Here is a 14330-nt window from a genome sequence, read left to right as displayed (position 1 = left end):
GCATATGAAAACCCCTTTACCGGCCGACTTTCATCACCTAGATGAATGAGTCTTGCCGATTCGGACCGCGAACTCGTTGTCTCCGAGTTAGACCGAGAGCCCACCCGGGCGGAGGCGGCGCTGTTCGAGAACCTCTGGAGCGAGCACTGTGCGTACCGCTCCTCGCGACCGCTGCTGTCGGCGTTCGACAGCGAGGGTGACCAGGTCGTCATCGGACCGGGCGACGACGCGGCAGTCGTTGCACTCCCCGACAGCGGCGACGGAGACGGGACCAGTGACACGTACATCACGATGGGAATCGAGAGCCATAACCACCCCTCCTACGTCGACCCGTTCGACGGCGCAGCAACCGGCGTCGGCGGCATCGTCCGGGACACGCTCTCGATGGGTGCGTACCCGATCGCGCTCGCGGACTCGCTGTACTTCGGCGAGTTCGACGATGACCACTCGAAATACCTCTTCGAGGGCGTCGTCGAGGGGATCAGCCACTACGGGAACTGTATCGGCGTCCCCACGGTCGCCGGCAGCGTCGACTTCCACCCCAAATACGAGGGCAATCCGCTGGTCAACGTCGCCTGTGTTGGGCTGACCAACGAGGAGCGACTCGTTACCGCCGAGGCCCAAGAGCCGGGCAACGAGCTCGTCCTCGTCGGCAACGCCACCGGCCGTGACGGCCTTGGCGGCGCGAGCTTCGCCAGCGAGGACCTCGCCGAAGACGCCGAAACCGAAGACCGCCCCGCAGTGCAGGTTGGCGACCCTTACGCCGAGAAGTTGCTTATCGAGGCCAACGAGGCGCTCGTCGACGAGAACCTGATCGAATCGGCCCGCGACCTCGGTGCCGCCGGCCTCGGTGGTGCCTCGAGCGAAATGGTCGCCAAAGCCGACCTCGGCGCACAGATCGAACTCGACCGCGTCCACCAGCGCGAGCCGAACATGAACGCCATGGAGATCCTGCTCGCCGAATCTCAGGAGCGGATGTGCTACGAGGTCGAACCCGACAACGTCGACCGCGTGCGCGAGATTGCCGAGAAGTTCGATCTCGGCTGTTCGGTCATCGGCGAGGTTACCGACGGCAACTACGTCTGTACGTTCGAAGGCGAGACGGTCGTCGACGTCGACGCCTACTTCCTCGGCGAAGGCGCGCCGATGAACGACCTCCCGACTGAGGAGCCAGCCGAGCCCGAAACCGACCTGCCTGACGCCGACCTCGAGTCGGCGTTCGACGCCGTCGTTGCGAGTCCGAACACGGCCTCGAAGCGGTGGGTCTACCGCCAGTACGACCACGAAGTCGGCGTCCGCACGAGCGTCGGACCGGGCGACGACGCGGCTATTATCGCGGTTCGGGAAGCCGAACAGGGACTCGCGATCTCTTCGGGCGCGGCACCCAATTGGACCGACGTCGCGCCTTACGAGGGAGCCCGAGCGGTCGCGCTCGAGAACGCGACGAACATCGCGGCCAAGGGCGCGACGCCGCTGGCTGCAGTCGACTGTCTCAACGGTGGCAACCCGGAGAAAGACGACGTCTACGGCGGTTTCACCGGTATCGTCGACGGTCTCGCCGAGATGTGTGAGACGCTGTCGACGCCGGTCGTCGGCGGGAACGTCTCGCTCTATAACGACTCCGTCGCGGGACCGATCCCGCCGACGCCGACACTGGCGATGGTCGGTGCCAAAGACGGCTACGACGCGCCGCCGCTATCGGTCGAAACCGACGGCAAGCTCGTACTCGTCGGTGACCTCGGACTCGAGGCCGGCGACGTTCGGCTGGGCGGCTCCGAGTATCTCGCGCAGTTCGACGGCAGCGACCGGTTCCCCAAACTGCCCGACGACCCCACCAGCCTCGTCGAGACGCTGGCGGCCGTCGCAGACGACGACACGACGCTGGCCGTCCACGACATCAGCCATGGCGGCCTCGCTGTTTCACTCGCCGAGATGGTCACCGACGACGCCGGGCTCGAGGTGTCGCTTCCCGGTGACGATCCCGCTGGCGAACTCTTCCACGAACAGCCCGGTCGCGCACTGATCCAGACCGAGTCGGTCGAGGCGGTCCGCGAGGCGTTCGACGGCGTCGCACCGGTCGTCGAACTCGGCTCCGCGACCGACGACGGGCAACTCACGATCGATGTCGGCGATCGGACGATCGAGACTGACGCAAGCGAGATCAGCGAGCGACGCGCGACGATCGAACGCGAACTCGAGTAACGGCCGGATCGACGGGTCGATTCCACTATCGGTGGTTATTTGATATTTATTGGATCGATTCGACCACCGAACGACCAGTACCGGAGAGCGCTCGATGACGAGTCCGACGTCGACGTCGTCCGCGATTCTCTCGTCGACGCGGAGGCTTACGAGAGCCGTCGCTCGAGGGTCGTGATATCTCGAATTTCGACTCGCGTGCCGCCGTTTTCGCCACTGGTGACGGTACACGTCCAGTCGTGGGCTTCGGCGATGGCACGGACGAGCGCGAGGCCGAGTCCGTCGATCGCAGTGTCGTCGTCAGCGGTCGGATCGAGTACCCGATCGTGTGCAGTTGGCGGGATTTCAGCAGCATCGTCGCACATGAAAAAGCCGCGCGTTCCGTCGTCGTCGAACCCGACGAGTCCGATCTGGATCGTCACGTCGTCGTCGGCTCGCGCGGCGGCACTGTCGAAGGCCGTCTCGAGGAGGCGAACGAATCGGTCGGGATCGGCCCGGAGCGTGGCCGTCGCGTCGACGACGAGTGCGTTCTCGTCGATCTGAGAGTCGGTGACAGCATCGGCGATCGCCGATTCGAGATGGAGGCGGCTCCGGGTGCCGACGGCCGTGGCGTTCCGGGCGAACTCGCGGACGTCGTCGACGAGGCGTTCGGCCCGGTCGAGCGTGGTCTCGACGGTATTTTCTGCCAGCGGGAACTCCCACTCATCGATGTCGTCGTCCTCGAGTGCGTCGGCGACCGCTTCGAGTTGGCGCTGCAAGTCGTTCGAGAGGATGTCCGCGACAGCTTCGAGACGCTCGGTCTGGCGCTCGAGTTCGGCGGTTCGATCTCTGAGGACTCGTTCTCTGTCGGCCCGATCGAGGGCGGCGCGCGTGTTCTCGACGAGCGTCGAGACGAGGTCGACGTCGGTCTCGTCGAAGCGGTGAGGATCGAACGAGCCGGTCATGAGCACGCCGTGGGTACCGATAGGCGCGATGATCTCCGAGCGAAGCGGTGTCTCGGGATTGTAGAGGTCGTCAGTCTCTGAGAGGTCGTCGAATAGTTCGACGGCACCGGCCTCGAAGACGTCCCAGACGAGACCCTCGCCGGGGTTGAACCGCGGCAGGCCGCCGAACTCGTCGTGGGCACCGGCGGTGCCGGCGACCGGCTCGAGATAGCCGTGTTCCTGATCGAGCAACCAGATGCCGCTGATGGGTAAATCGAGCAAGTCGCTGCCCGAGTGGACGGCGATCGCACAGATCTCCTCGGGGTCGTCGGACCCGAGGAGCCACCGGGTCACCTCGTGAAGCGACGTGACGACGCGATCGTACTCGTGTTGATCGGTAATATCTCGGATGATAGCGGCGACAGTCGCCGCGTGGTCCTCGATGGGGACGAATCGGAACTCGCCCATCCGGTCGTCGCCGTCCGGGCCGATATACGGAAGGTCGAGTTGGCGACGCTCGGCGGTGCCGATGTCGATGTCGGTGATCGCCCGCCCGATCTCGACGGCATCGTCGTCGTCGATGCCCGCCAGCTCGGTCAGCGTCTCGACGTGTTCGCCGACGAGTTGCGACCGGTCCGCGCCGATGACCGACTCGGTCGCGCCGTTGACGGTGACGATCTCGCGGTTGCGATCCAGCGTGACGACGGCATCGCGGATCGCCTCGACGACCGCGGCGTGTTGGGCCAGCGTCGTCTCCTGGGCTTTGCGCTCGCTGACGTCGCGCATGTAGACCGAGAGCCCGGTTTCCGAGGGGTAAGCGCGGGCCTCGAACCACGTCTCGAGGTGTGTGTGATAGATCTCAAACGAGACCGGCACCTGCTCGTCCATCGCGCGGTGGAACCCGTCGGGGAACTGCGTCTCGACAGTCTGGGGGAACTCGTCCCACATAACCCGGCCGATCAGCTCCTCGCGGGAGCGTTTCAGCAGCGTCTCGGCCCGCTCGTTGAGGTAGGTAAACCGAAAGCCAGTGTCGAGCGCAAAGAAGGCGTCGGTGACGCGATCGACGATCGGAATGGAGCGCGTCGTCACGACGCTGTCCCTCCGCAGGCCGATCGGCTCGTCTCACTCGCGCGCTCGAGGCACACACCACTCACAGTCGCTCCCATCATCGGCGGACAGTCAGCCCATTGTTTGTGAAACCCCTATTTGAGTGTCGTGACTGAGCGGCGCTGTGGGGAGTGTCCAACAGTGTCTGTCACTCGGGTTGCACCTCATCGACGTCGCCGATCGAGACTCTCGTTCGATACCAGAGACCGACGCTCGAGCGCGAGTCAGGCGTGATCCGCGACGAACGCTTCGATCCGATTCAGCGCCTTCCGGAGGTCTTCTAAGCCGGTTGCATAGGAGACGCGCAGGTGGCCTTCGCCGACGTCGCCGAAGACGTCGCCAGGGACGACTGCAACGCCCTGCTCGCGCAGGACTTCCTCGGCGAACTCCTCGGCGGTAAAGCCCTCGGGCACCTCGGGGAAACAATAGAACGCGCCCTTAGCCTCGAAGACGTCCATCCCGATCTCGCGAAACCGCGAGAGGACGAACCGCCGGCGGCGGTCGTATTCCTCGACCATCTCCGCGACGTCGTCATCACAGGAGTCGAGCGCCTCGAGCGCGGCGTACTGGGCCGTCGTCGGAGCCGAGAGCATCGTGTACTGGTGGATCTTGTTCATCGCACCGATGGCGTCTGCGGGCCCAAGCGCGTAGCCGAGCCGGAGACCGGTCATCGCGTGGGCCTTCGAGAAGCCGTTGAAGACGATAGTCCGCTCGCGCATCCCCTCGAGGCTTGCGATCGATGTGTGTTCGCCGTCGTAGGTGAGTTCGGCGTAGATCTCGTCGGAAAAGACCGTCAGGTCGTGCTCCCGGGCGAACTCGGCGATCGGCTCTAAGTCCTCTTCGGGCATGATCGCCCCCGTCGGGTTGTTGGGATAACAGAGGACGAGCACGTCGGCGTCGTCCGCACCGGCCTCCTCGAGGCCCTCGACGGTAAGCCGGAAGTCGTCTTCCTCCTTGGTTGGGACCGGCAACACCTCGCCGCCGGCGAAGATCACGCCGGGCTCGTAGGAGATGTACGCCGGCTGGGCGATCGCGACCGTATCGCCGGGGTTGACGAACGCCCGGAAGGCCAGATCGACGGCCTCGCTCGCGCCGGCGGTGACAATGATTTCCTCGTCGGGGTCGTAGCCCAGCTCGAACCGGTCGGCGACGTAGTCGGCGATCGCCTCCCGGAGTTCTCGCTTGCCACGATTTGCCGTATACGAGGTCTTGCCCTGCTCTAAGGACGTGATCGCGGCGTCTCGGGCCGCCCATGGCGTCGCGAAGTCGGGTTCGCCGACGCCAAGCGAGATGACATCGTCGCGTTCCTCGGCGATTTCGAAAAACCGGCGGATGCCCGACGGTGGGACCGCCTGCACGCGGTCTGACAGTTCGAACGTCATTGTCAGGGTGAATAGGAGAGGCGGTCGTCGTCCTCACCGTCGCCGAGTTCGATCCCGTTTTCCTTGTAAGAGGTCATCACGTAGTGGGTGACCGTCTGGGTGATCTCGGGGACGGGCGCGACCTTCTCGCTGATGAATTGGGAAACCTCGCGGATGGAGTCGCCTTCGACTTCCATATCGAAGTCGTAGTCACCGCTAACCAGCCGCAAGGCCGTGACCTGCGGGAACCGTGCGAGGCGCTCTGCGATGTCGTCGTAGCCCGTCTCGCGGTCGAGACGAACGTTCAACTCGACCTCGGCGCGGACGCGCTCGTCCTCGAGCCGATCCCAGTCGACGACCGCCTGGTAGCCACGTACCAGACCTGCTGCCTCGAGTTCCTCGATGGCTGCCTCGACCTCGGCTTCCTCGAGGTCGGTCATTCGCGCGATATCGGCCGCCGAGTATCGCGCGTTCTCACGAAGCAACTCGAGCACCTCGCGTTCGCTCATATCCCTTCGAAGCGCGAGCGCGAGTAAAGGTCTAACGTTCTTGTCGCGTTCGGCGCACCGACGACAGGCTGCGTTCCCGCGTGACTGCCCGGATGAGACGAAGACCGTGCAGTACTCGTAGTCGGGGTTTAGCGATAATTCTTGAACAGCAACGCCCGCACGTCGTCTTTCGTCTGGACCTGTTCGGTCGAACCGTCGGGGAGGTCGACGGCGTACCGGTAGTCCGCCGAACTCGATTCATGCCACTTGTCGTCGTGGGTCTCGAGCAGGCTCATCATCTCGTTTAACATATCGTCGTCGTCGGCCGATCCATCCCCGTCGCTGCCATCGTTGGTCGAGCCGATCGCATCAGTGCCATCATCAGTGCTGTCCGTCGTCGCGCCTTCGTCGACATTCGTCTCGATTCCGTCGGCTGCGTCCGACCCAAGACCGGATTCGTCGTTCCCGTCGTCCGTCTCCGAGTCGTCCGCTGCGGGTTCGTCGTCGGTCGCCGCCGCGTCAGTCACCTCGGGCTCGCGGTCGGCGTCGTCGTCGTCCAGTCGCTCGTCGCCCGTCGTCGCCTCGTCTTCGATGTAGGAGACTTCCTCGAGTTCGTGGGGATCGTCGTCGCCCTCGATGGCAGCGCCGACGGAGGCCGCGACGTCGTCGGTCGCCGAGGAGTCGAACTCGTCGGCGTCGAGTTCGATCTCGCCATCGAGATTGTCGATCAGGAACTGGACGGCGTCGCGTTCGCGGACGAAGCCGTACTTGCCGACGACGGATTCGGAGATCTCCTCTCGGAGGTGCTGAATGCAGGCGTACTGTTCGTCGGTGACCTCGAGTGTCTTCATACCCCGTCGATGATCCTGAAGGTACAAATATGTAAGTCGTCGCATCCAGTGATTCAGCGGCAGTGAAGTACCTCGGGGACAAGCCCCGAGGCACTCGCCCTACTCAGCCTGTAGATCGGTCTCGAGACGATAGCTGCGTTGACACGGACCAGAATGGTCGAGCACTGGATTCAAGTACTGTGGGTTGACATATTTGGTCGGCTATGGACGATGTGCTCGAACTCGTCGATCTCGTCGCCGATTCGGAGCTCGAAGGTGTATTCGTCTGGCTGCTTCGGCTGGTCGGATTGGTTGCGGTGCTGGCTGGCCTTGGACTTTGGTTGCTGACCGACATGGGGATACTCGTCTTGCCGCTCGTCCTGATCGTCGGTGGGATCGCCTTGCTCGTCGTTCCAAGCGTCCTGCTCTCGATCGCTGAACTGTTCGGCTAACACCGGTCTGCCGACTCGTCGGCTACTGCGTCGAGTTACGGGTGGGGAGCTGTCGCGGATCGATCAGGACCGAGATGGAACCTCTTTCCGTCCCGTCAGCGTGTCGGGATCGAGGCTGAAAAAGTGGAACGTGACCTCGTCACGCGGCCGTTCGAAGATGTCGACGTGCGGGATCTGAATCGCCCACATCCCCTGTACCGCACTGGATTCGTACGGTTTCTCCTCGATATCGTCGAGCGTGCCCGTCGCGATGACGCTTTCCCACTTGCCGTCGGATCTGCCGTAGACGACGAACGAGACGGGCTGGTCGATGAGATCGCTCTTCCGGCTGTCTTCGGGCGTCGACAGCTGATAGTACAACCGTTTCTCATCCGCGTTATAGCCGTAGGACACCGGTATCGAAACCGGCGGCTCGTCTGACTCGGGGGCAAACGAAAGGACGCCTGTCCCACCACGACCGAGGAAGTCTGCGATCTCGTCGTCGCTCATCTGGAGCCAGCGCAACCCTTGCATATCCCGGTTGACGATCCGAGCGAAGAAAAGAGGTTGTCACGACGTGCCAGACAGTCAGCACAGGCTGTCGATCTGGCTGCCAACCAGACGACGGCCCCGATCAGTGAGCAGCCAGTCACGTGTCCCCGTCACCGACTAGTTGCTCGAGCCAGCCAACCTGAGCGGGAGCGTTAAGAACGAACGACCCGAACGATCTGGCATGGTACTGATGGAATCCGACTCCGAACTCGAGGCCGGTGACACCGCGCCAGACTTCGAACTCGAGGGTGTCGACGGGAACCGCTACTCGCACGAGTCGTTTGTCGACAACGAGGCACTGTTGGTCGTCTTTACGTGTAATCACTGTCCGTACGCACAGGCGAAGTTCGACCTGCTGAATGACCTCTCGGCGGAGTACGACGACGTTGCGGTCGTCGGAATCAACTCCAACGATGCCGAGGAATATCCCGACGACTCGTTCGAGGCGATGCAAACGTACGTCGACGACGGAACAATCGACTACGACGCCTATCTCCGTGACGAGAGTCAGGATGTCGCTCGAGCGTACGGTGCGGTCTGCACGCCGGATCCGTTCCTCTTTGCCCGGTCGGACGGCGAGTTCCGGCTGGTCTATCATGGGCGCCTCGACGACGCGCTGAACCCCGACGACGAGCCAACCAGGTTCCACATTCGGGAGGCGATCGATGCTGTACTGGCCGGCGAGGAAGTCGATCTCGAGTGGCAGCCGTCACAGGGCTGTTCGATCAAGTGGAAAGACGACTAGAGGACAGCAGACGGACTCCTGTCAGTCAGTGCCGGCCGGCAGCGACCAGCAGTGTGGTCCCACCGGGACAGCGGGACAGCAGCCCGTCTCAGTCACTGACCGTCTCGACAGATGTCCTGCCGGGAGGACCGTTGTAGCGCTAGACGACGGCAAGCGAGTTCCGAGCTATTTGTTGACGGCTCGCCGGTACTGAACCGGCCACTGTTCTGCGATGTCGTCCGGGTCTCGCTCGAGATCGCCGACAGCACGGAGTCCGAAGTACGGATCGCGCAGGAACTCCCGTCCGACGAGCACGATATCTGCGCGACCGTTGCGAACCAGCGCGTCGGCCTGTTGGGGCTCGGTGATGCCGCCGACCGCGCCGACGGCGACGTCGGTCCCCCTGCGGACGCGTTCAGCCAGTGGCACCTGGAAGTTCGGACCGCCAGGAGCCTCCTGTTCGGGGTGAAGTCCGCCCGAGCTGACGTCGATCAGATCGACGCCGAGGCGGGCGAGATCGTCGGCCAGCCGCATGGACTGTTCGATATTCCACGACTCGCGGACCTCGAGCCAGTCGGTGCCGGAAATGCGGACGAAAAGCGGCTTCTCGGCCGGCCAGACATCACGGACTGCGGTGACGACTTCGCGGAGCAGTCGGGTGCGGTTCTCGAAGCTGCCGCCGTAGTTGTCCGTCCGGCGGTTCGTGACCGGCGAGAGGAACTCGTGGAGCAAGTAGCCGTGAGCTGCATGAACCTCGGCGATCTCGAAGCCAGCCTCGAGCGACCGTTCGGACGCGGCACGGTAGGCGTCGATCACGCCCTGAATATCGTCCGCGTCGGCCTTGCACAGTGCCGGCCGGTCGCCATCGAACGGTGGATAGGCACTCGGCGACGGCGAGAGCACTTCCCACCCACCTTCGTCGGGCTGTTTCGGCACGTTACCCTCCCACGGCCGCGTTTTGCTCGCCTTGTGACCTGCGTGGGCGAGTTGGATCCCCGGCACGGACCCCTGATCGCGGATGAACTCGGTGATCGGCTCGAGCGCTGCCGCGTGCTCGTCGCTCCAGATCCCGAGATCGTAGGGCGTGATGCGACCGCGTGGTTCGACTGCCGTTGCCTCGGTCATGACGATGCCTGCACCGCCGACGGCGCGGCTCCCGAGATGAACCTGATGCCAGTCGGTCGCCAGCCCATCGGACTTACAGGAGTACTGGCACATCGGAGAGACGGCGATACGATTCGGGATCTCCGTTTCGCGCAGCGATAACGTGGAGAGCAAGTCGGCCATCGGAGAGAGATAGCCACGGCGGAGAGAAAACAGCCGTGGTGGGGGAGGAGATTGCCGGCTCGAACCCATATCGTTCTCGCCACCACAGCACGTTATCCCGTTCGCGCTCTCAGCACTGGTATGCCCACGCGGACAGCACTGCTCGAGCGCTTCGATACCGACCAGCCCGTCGTCGGCATGGTTCACCTCCGGCGCTGCCCGGCGCACCGGGATTCGACGGCGACCGCGATGCCGTCCGAGCCCGTGCGCTCGAGGACGCACGCCGACTCGCAGATAGCGGAATCGACGGGCTCATCCTCGAGAACTTCGGCGATGCACCGTTCTATCCGGATGACGTGCCGAAACACGTCGTCGCCGAGATGACGGCAATCGCGACGGACCTGACCGACGCCGTCGACGTGCCGGTCGGCATCAACGTGCTTCGCAACGACGCTGAGGCAGCGCTGTCGATCGCCGCAGCCGTTGACGCCGCGTTCGTCCGTGTCAACGTCCACGTCGGTACCGCCGCGACGGACCAAGGGGTCCTCGAGGGCCGCGCCCACGAAACGCTTCGGCTCCGTGATCGGCTCGCAACCGACGTCGCGATCTTTGCGGATGTCCACGTCAAACACGCGACGCCAGTTGGCGAGCAACCGATCGACCGGGCAGCGCTCGAGACGGTCAACCGCGGCAAGGCAGACGGCGTGATCGTCTCCGGGCCGGGGACCGGCGTCGAAACGCCGCTTGCGGACATCGAACGCGTCGGCGACGGACTCGCAGCGCACGGTCACGATCGGGTCCCGGTGTTCGTCGGCAGCGGTGTGACGAGTGACACGGTCGGCGACTGTCTCGCAGCGGGTGCAGACGGCGTCATCGTCGGAACCGCGCTCAAAACGGACGGAGAGACGACTGCACCGGTCGCCAGCGAGCGCGTCGCGGACCTCGTCGCTGCGGCTCGAAGCTCAGAGTCCGAGCAGTAGCGGGCCGATCAGGACACCCATCAAATGAACGCGACGGGCCCCCAGTCGAACCGGTACCATCCCGACTGTGGCCGCAGCGAGGAAGATCGCGATTCCCACCACGCCAGTAAACAGATACGAAAGAACGAGCAACAGTGCGAGAACGGCTACCGACAGCTGCCAGTAGGGAAGTCGACCGACGAACTCGAGGTAGGCATCCCCAACGACGAGCACGAGCGCGAAGCCGGCAAGTCCCGCGAGCACGACGGCCGCAAGCAGGATCGGGAGCTCGAGTGGCACGCCCAGACTGTCGACGGCGACCAGCACGCCGGTCCGAGGCTGGCCGATGGCAACCAGCGCAAAGAGCGCGAAAATCGTGTTTGCGGTGTCGACGCCGCTGGTCGCGACGATATATCCTCGATCGGTGGCTCCGTCCGGGACGACGACGAGCACTGCAACGGCCGCGATCGCTGCTGTGATGCCGGGGAGATAGCCGACTGCGGCACCCGCGAGCGTCCCGGCAAGCGCCGTTAGCCCGACGAGCCGGCGCGACATCGTGATCCCGGAGCCATCCTGACTCGGAAGACCACTCCCACGAACCGCGTCGATCAACACCGGTGCCCCGAAGAGGCCAGCAAACAGCGGCGCGAGGGTGCCGCCGGCCTCGAGCGGGGCCGCTGGTGACAGATCCAGCGTGAGCGCGCCGAGTCCAGTCGCCAGCCCGAACGAAAGCAGGCCGCCAAGGCGGCGTCGCCACGTCGGCTCCGACGCGACCAGCGCGGTCACGATCATCGCGAGTACAAGTGACAGCTGTGCCTGTATCGTCGGGTAGACGGCCGTTATGACCCGGGTTACGGGAACGGCAAGCGGCACCGCGGCGAGGACAGCAAGCAGACTGCCGAGCGCAGAGAGTCTGATCGCTTCGTAGCCACGCCCCTCGAGCACCAATCGATGACCCGGCAGCGCGGTGACGGCCATCTCCGCGTCGGGGACACCGAGTGCCATCGCCGGCACGGCGTTCAGGAAGGTGTGGACGACGCCAGCGGCCAGCATCGCACAGCCGATAAACAGCGGCGGGCCGGGGACTGACGGTGCGATTCCCGCCAGCAGAAGTGCGAAGTTGTTGGCATGAAGTCCTGGAACGAGTCCGCTACAGGTCCCACACAACGAGCCGGCGAGGATCCATGCGAGCAACTGCAGCGTCAGCGCGGGCTCGGCGACGACCTCGACCGGGGCAGCCATTGGCGGCTCTGGCCGCGCTTTCACTTATATATTCTCGGCTCACCGGTTAGAGCGCGAGCCGTCGGCGCCGCTCTACTGTAGCGTCGCCACTCATCCTCGAGTCCAAGAAAAAATCGGAGTGTGCAACTCGTCGAAACCGGGTCGACGGAGACGTTATCCGAAGAGTTCGCCGAGGCCCTCGCCGCTGGCCTCTTCGTCCTCGTCCTCGTCTTCGTCCTCGTCCGTCGTGTCCGGCACGTCGCTGGCCTCTTCTTCGTCGCCTTCCTCGTCGCCACCTTCCGCGGCTGCGGCACCGCCTGCGGCGGCTCCGCCAGCGGGGACGGCAGCAGCTTCCTCGACGGCCTCGTCGATGTCGACGTCCTCGAGCGCGGCGACGAGCGCCTTGACGCGGGACTCTTCGACGTCGACGCCGGCAGCGTCGAGCACGTCCGTGAGGTTGTCTTCGTTGATCTCTTCGCCCGATTCGTTCAGGATGAGTGCAGCGTATACGTATTCCATTGGTGTATCCTCCGTGAGTCGTTATCCGAACATTTCGCCGAGACCGGCCGCGCCGTCGCCGCCGTCTTCGTCGTCGTCATCGTCGGTGTCGGCGTCCTCGGTCTCAGCGTCGTCTTCGGTCTGGTCGTCTGCCGATTCGTCCTCGTCGTCGGCTGCCGCCGGAGCGGCCGCCTCGACGTCCTGAAGCTCCTCAGGGAGTGCCTCCTCGTCGTCGATCTGGGCCGCAAGCGCACGCAGCTGTGCGTCGGCCTTGCTGACGAGGTCAGGCATGAGGGCTTCGTCCTCGATCGCGGCCTGCAGGCCGAGGCTCTTGGCCTCGCCCGTGGCCTTGGCGATGAGCGTCGGTGCGGTCGTCGCGGTCGGGAAGCTCGCGTTGATCGAGAGGTTCTGAGCGCGAGCGGCGGCCGTCGACACGTCGCTCTGGTAGGCTTCGACGTCGATGTCGAGGTCCGCGGGGTCGAACAGGACACCGTCAGCGATGACGGCGCGCAGGTCGAGCCCGACTTCCTTGGGTTCGATACCCAACTCGTTGAGGACGTTTGCCAGATCCGCAGAGACTTCTTCGCCGGCCTCTAAGACCGTCGAGTCCTCCATGACCTGGATCGAACCCTCTTCGATGCGTGCGTTCGCGCCGATGCTCTGGAGTTCGCCAACGAACGGCCCCGGGTCGACACCGGTGTCCCCTTCGGGGATCACGATGTCGTTCGGTGCGACCTCGCCCTCGTTGATCGGAGCGGGCGTCTTCGACGCCTCGAGCTCCTTGTACAGCGAGAACGGGTTCTCGTTCGTGCCGACGATGCCGACCTGTCCCTCGATGTGCTCGACGAGGTCGTCGAGGCCGGCATCCTCGAGCGCACGCGTCTGCAGGGTGTTGCGGCTGACGCGCAACTCGGCGGTGCCGTGCAGGTCGCGGCGCATGTCCTGAAGCTGCTTCGAAGGAATGCCGGCGATGCCGACGATGCCGACGCTCTCGTACTCGCTGATGATCTCGGCGAGCTCGTCGACTTCCTCTTTCTTCCACTGGGGAAGGTTCTCGGTTTTGCGTTCAGCCTGTGCGCTCATTCTAGGCCACCTCCACGGACGGCCCCATCGTCGTCTTCACGTAGACGGCGTCGATGTTCTGGGGCCCCTTCTCGAGGTCGGCGTGCAGGCGACGCAGGATGACGTCGATGTTGTCGGCGATCGCTTCGGCATCCATGTCTTCGGCACCGACGAGGGTGTGGAAGGTTCGTCGGTCGCCGGAGCGAAGCTGCACGGTGTTTTTGAGCCGGTTGACGGTTTCGACGACGTCGTCGTCGGGTGCGAGCGGGTCCGGCATCTTCCCTCGGGGACCGAGAATGGTACCCAGGTGCCGGGCGATGTCTTGCATCATCGCCTCTTCGGCGATGAAGAAGTCCGTCTCGTCGGCCATGTCCTTGGCCTCGTCGTCGTCCAGATCGGCCACGTCGTCGCCCGAGAGGACCTCATCCGCTGCCTCTTCGGCACGGACTGCGGTTTCTCCCTCGGCGATGACGACGATGCGAGTTTCCTGTCCGGTTCCGGACGGAAGGACGATCGACTCGTCAACGCGGTTCGACGGTTCGTTCAGGTCTAAGTCGCGCAGATTAATCGCGAGGTCGACCGTCTCGGTAAAGTTCCGATCGGGCGAATCCTCGAGTGCGCGGGCTACTGCTGTTTCAATATCCGAATCTGCCATCGTTCACCTCCGTAGTACGCAGGAGTGCTCCTACGGGTCAGTGAAACAGGCGAT

13 protein-coding genes and 1 pseudogene are annotated in these 14330 nt (G+C 64.3%); 4 read left to right on the top strand and 10 right to left on the bottom strand.

Annotation, left to right across the window (positions count from 1 at the left end; genetic code table 11):
* The first annotated feature begins 45 nt into the window (after positions 1-45).
* On the top strand, positions 46-2202 hold the full coding sequence (gene purL, locus C476_RS04880) for a phosphoribosylformylglycinamidine synthase subunit PurL (protein ID WP_008010431.1): 2157 nt from the start codon (positions 46-48) through the stop codon (positions 2200-2202).
* A gap of 146 nt (positions 2203-2348) precedes the next feature.
* On the opposite strand, the gene C476_RS04875 is transcribed toward purL, so the two are convergent.
* From C476_RS04875 to C476_RS04860, 4 genes are all read right to left on the bottom strand, one after another.
* Positions 2349-4211 (bottom strand): PAS domain-containing sensor histidine kinase, encoded by a 1863-nt coding sequence (locus C476_RS04875; protein ID WP_008010429.1) that lies wholly within the window; start codon positions 4209-4211, stop codon positions 2349-2351.
* Positions 4212-4453: 242 nt separating this feature from the next.
* Positions 4454-5611, bottom strand: a complete 1158-nt coding sequence (locus C476_RS04870) for a pyridoxal phosphate-dependent aminotransferase (protein WP_008010427.1) — start codon at positions 5609-5611, stop codon at positions 4454-4456.
* Between the two features lie 2 nt (positions 5612-5613).
* On the bottom strand, positions 5614-6099 hold the full coding sequence (locus C476_RS04865; RefSeq protein ID WP_008010425.1) for an Lrp/AsnC family transcriptional regulator: 486 nt from the start codon (positions 6097-6099) through the stop codon (positions 5614-5616).
* A gap of 128 nt (positions 6100-6227) precedes the next feature.
* Positions 6228-6929: a hypothetical protein gene (locus C476_RS04860; protein WP_008010423.1), complete on the bottom strand. Its 702-nt coding sequence runs from the start codon at positions 6927-6929 to the stop codon at positions 6228-6230.
* Positions 6930-7132: 203 nt separating this feature from the next.
* Between C476_RS04860 and C476_RS04855 the strand changes: the two genes are divergently transcribed.
* On the top strand, positions 7133-7360 hold the full coding sequence (locus tag C476_RS04855) for a hypothetical protein (protein WP_008010421.1): 228 nt from the start codon (positions 7133-7135) through the stop codon (positions 7358-7360).
* Positions 7361-7423: 63 nt separating this feature from the next.
* Here the strand turns inward: C476_RS04855 and C476_RS04850 are convergent, their stop codons facing one another.
* Positions 7424-7873, bottom strand: coding sequence for a pyridoxamine 5'-phosphate oxidase family protein (locus C476_RS04850; protein WP_008010418.1), 450 nt, complete (start codon positions 7871-7873; stop codon positions 7424-7426).
* Between the two features lie 199 nt (positions 7874-8072).
* Here C476_RS04850 and C476_RS04845 point away from each other — a divergent pair, with 199 nt between their 5' ends.
* On the top strand, positions 8073-8636 hold the full coding sequence (locus C476_RS04845) for a thioredoxin family protein (protein ID WP_008010416.1): 564 nt from the start codon (positions 8073-8075) through the stop codon (positions 8634-8636).
* Between the two features lie 165 nt (positions 8637-8801).
* Here C476_RS04845 and C476_RS04840 read toward each other — a convergent pair whose 3' ends face one another.
* On the bottom strand, positions 8802-9902 hold the full coding sequence (locus C476_RS04840) for an NADH:flavin oxidoreductase/NADH oxidase (protein WP_008010414.1): 1101 nt from the start codon (positions 9900-9902) through the stop codon (positions 8802-8804).
* Positions 9903-10022: 120 nt separating this feature from the next.
* Between C476_RS04840 and C476_RS04835 the strand changes: the two are divergent.
* Positions 10023-10861 (top strand): annotated as a pseudogene (locus C476_RS04835) (BtpA/SgcQ family protein).
* Here the strand turns inward: C476_RS04835 and C476_RS04830 are convergent.
* From C476_RS04830 to C476_RS04815, 4 genes are all read right to left on the bottom strand, one after another.
* Entirely contained in the window at positions 10844-12082 is a 1239-nt protein-coding gene (locus C476_RS04830; RefSeq protein ID WP_008010411.1) for a tripartite tricarboxylate transporter permease, read from the bottom strand. The pseudogene C476_RS04835 and the gene C476_RS04830 sit on opposite strands and share 18 nt — an antisense overlap.
* Positions 12083-12235: 153 nt before the next feature.
* Entirely contained in the window at positions 12236-12580 is a 345-nt protein-coding gene (gene rpl12p / locus C476_RS04825; protein WP_008010409.1) for a 50S ribosomal protein P1, read from the bottom strand.
* A 21-nt stretch (positions 12581-12601) separates the two neighbouring features.
* Positions 12602-13642, bottom strand: a complete 1041-nt coding sequence (locus C476_RS04820) for a 50S ribosomal protein L10 (RefSeq protein ID WP_008010407.1) — start codon at positions 13640-13642, stop codon at positions 12602-12604.
* Between the two features lies 1 nt (position 13643).
* Complete coding sequence (locus C476_RS04815) at positions 13644-14276, bottom strand: 50S ribosomal protein L1 (protein ID WP_008010406.1); 633 nt, start codon at positions 14274-14276, stop codon at positions 13644-13646.
* Positions 14277-14330 lie beyond the last annotated feature (54 nt).

The organism is Natrinema limicola JCM 13563, from assembly GCF_000337475.1.
GTDB classification, from domain to species: domain Archaea; phylum Halobacteriota; class Halobacteria; order Halobacteriales; family Natrialbaceae; genus Natrinema; species Natrinema limicola.
The sequence above is the reverse complement of the archived record's forward strand: the minus strand, read 5'-3'. Positions and strand labels throughout refer to the sequence as shown.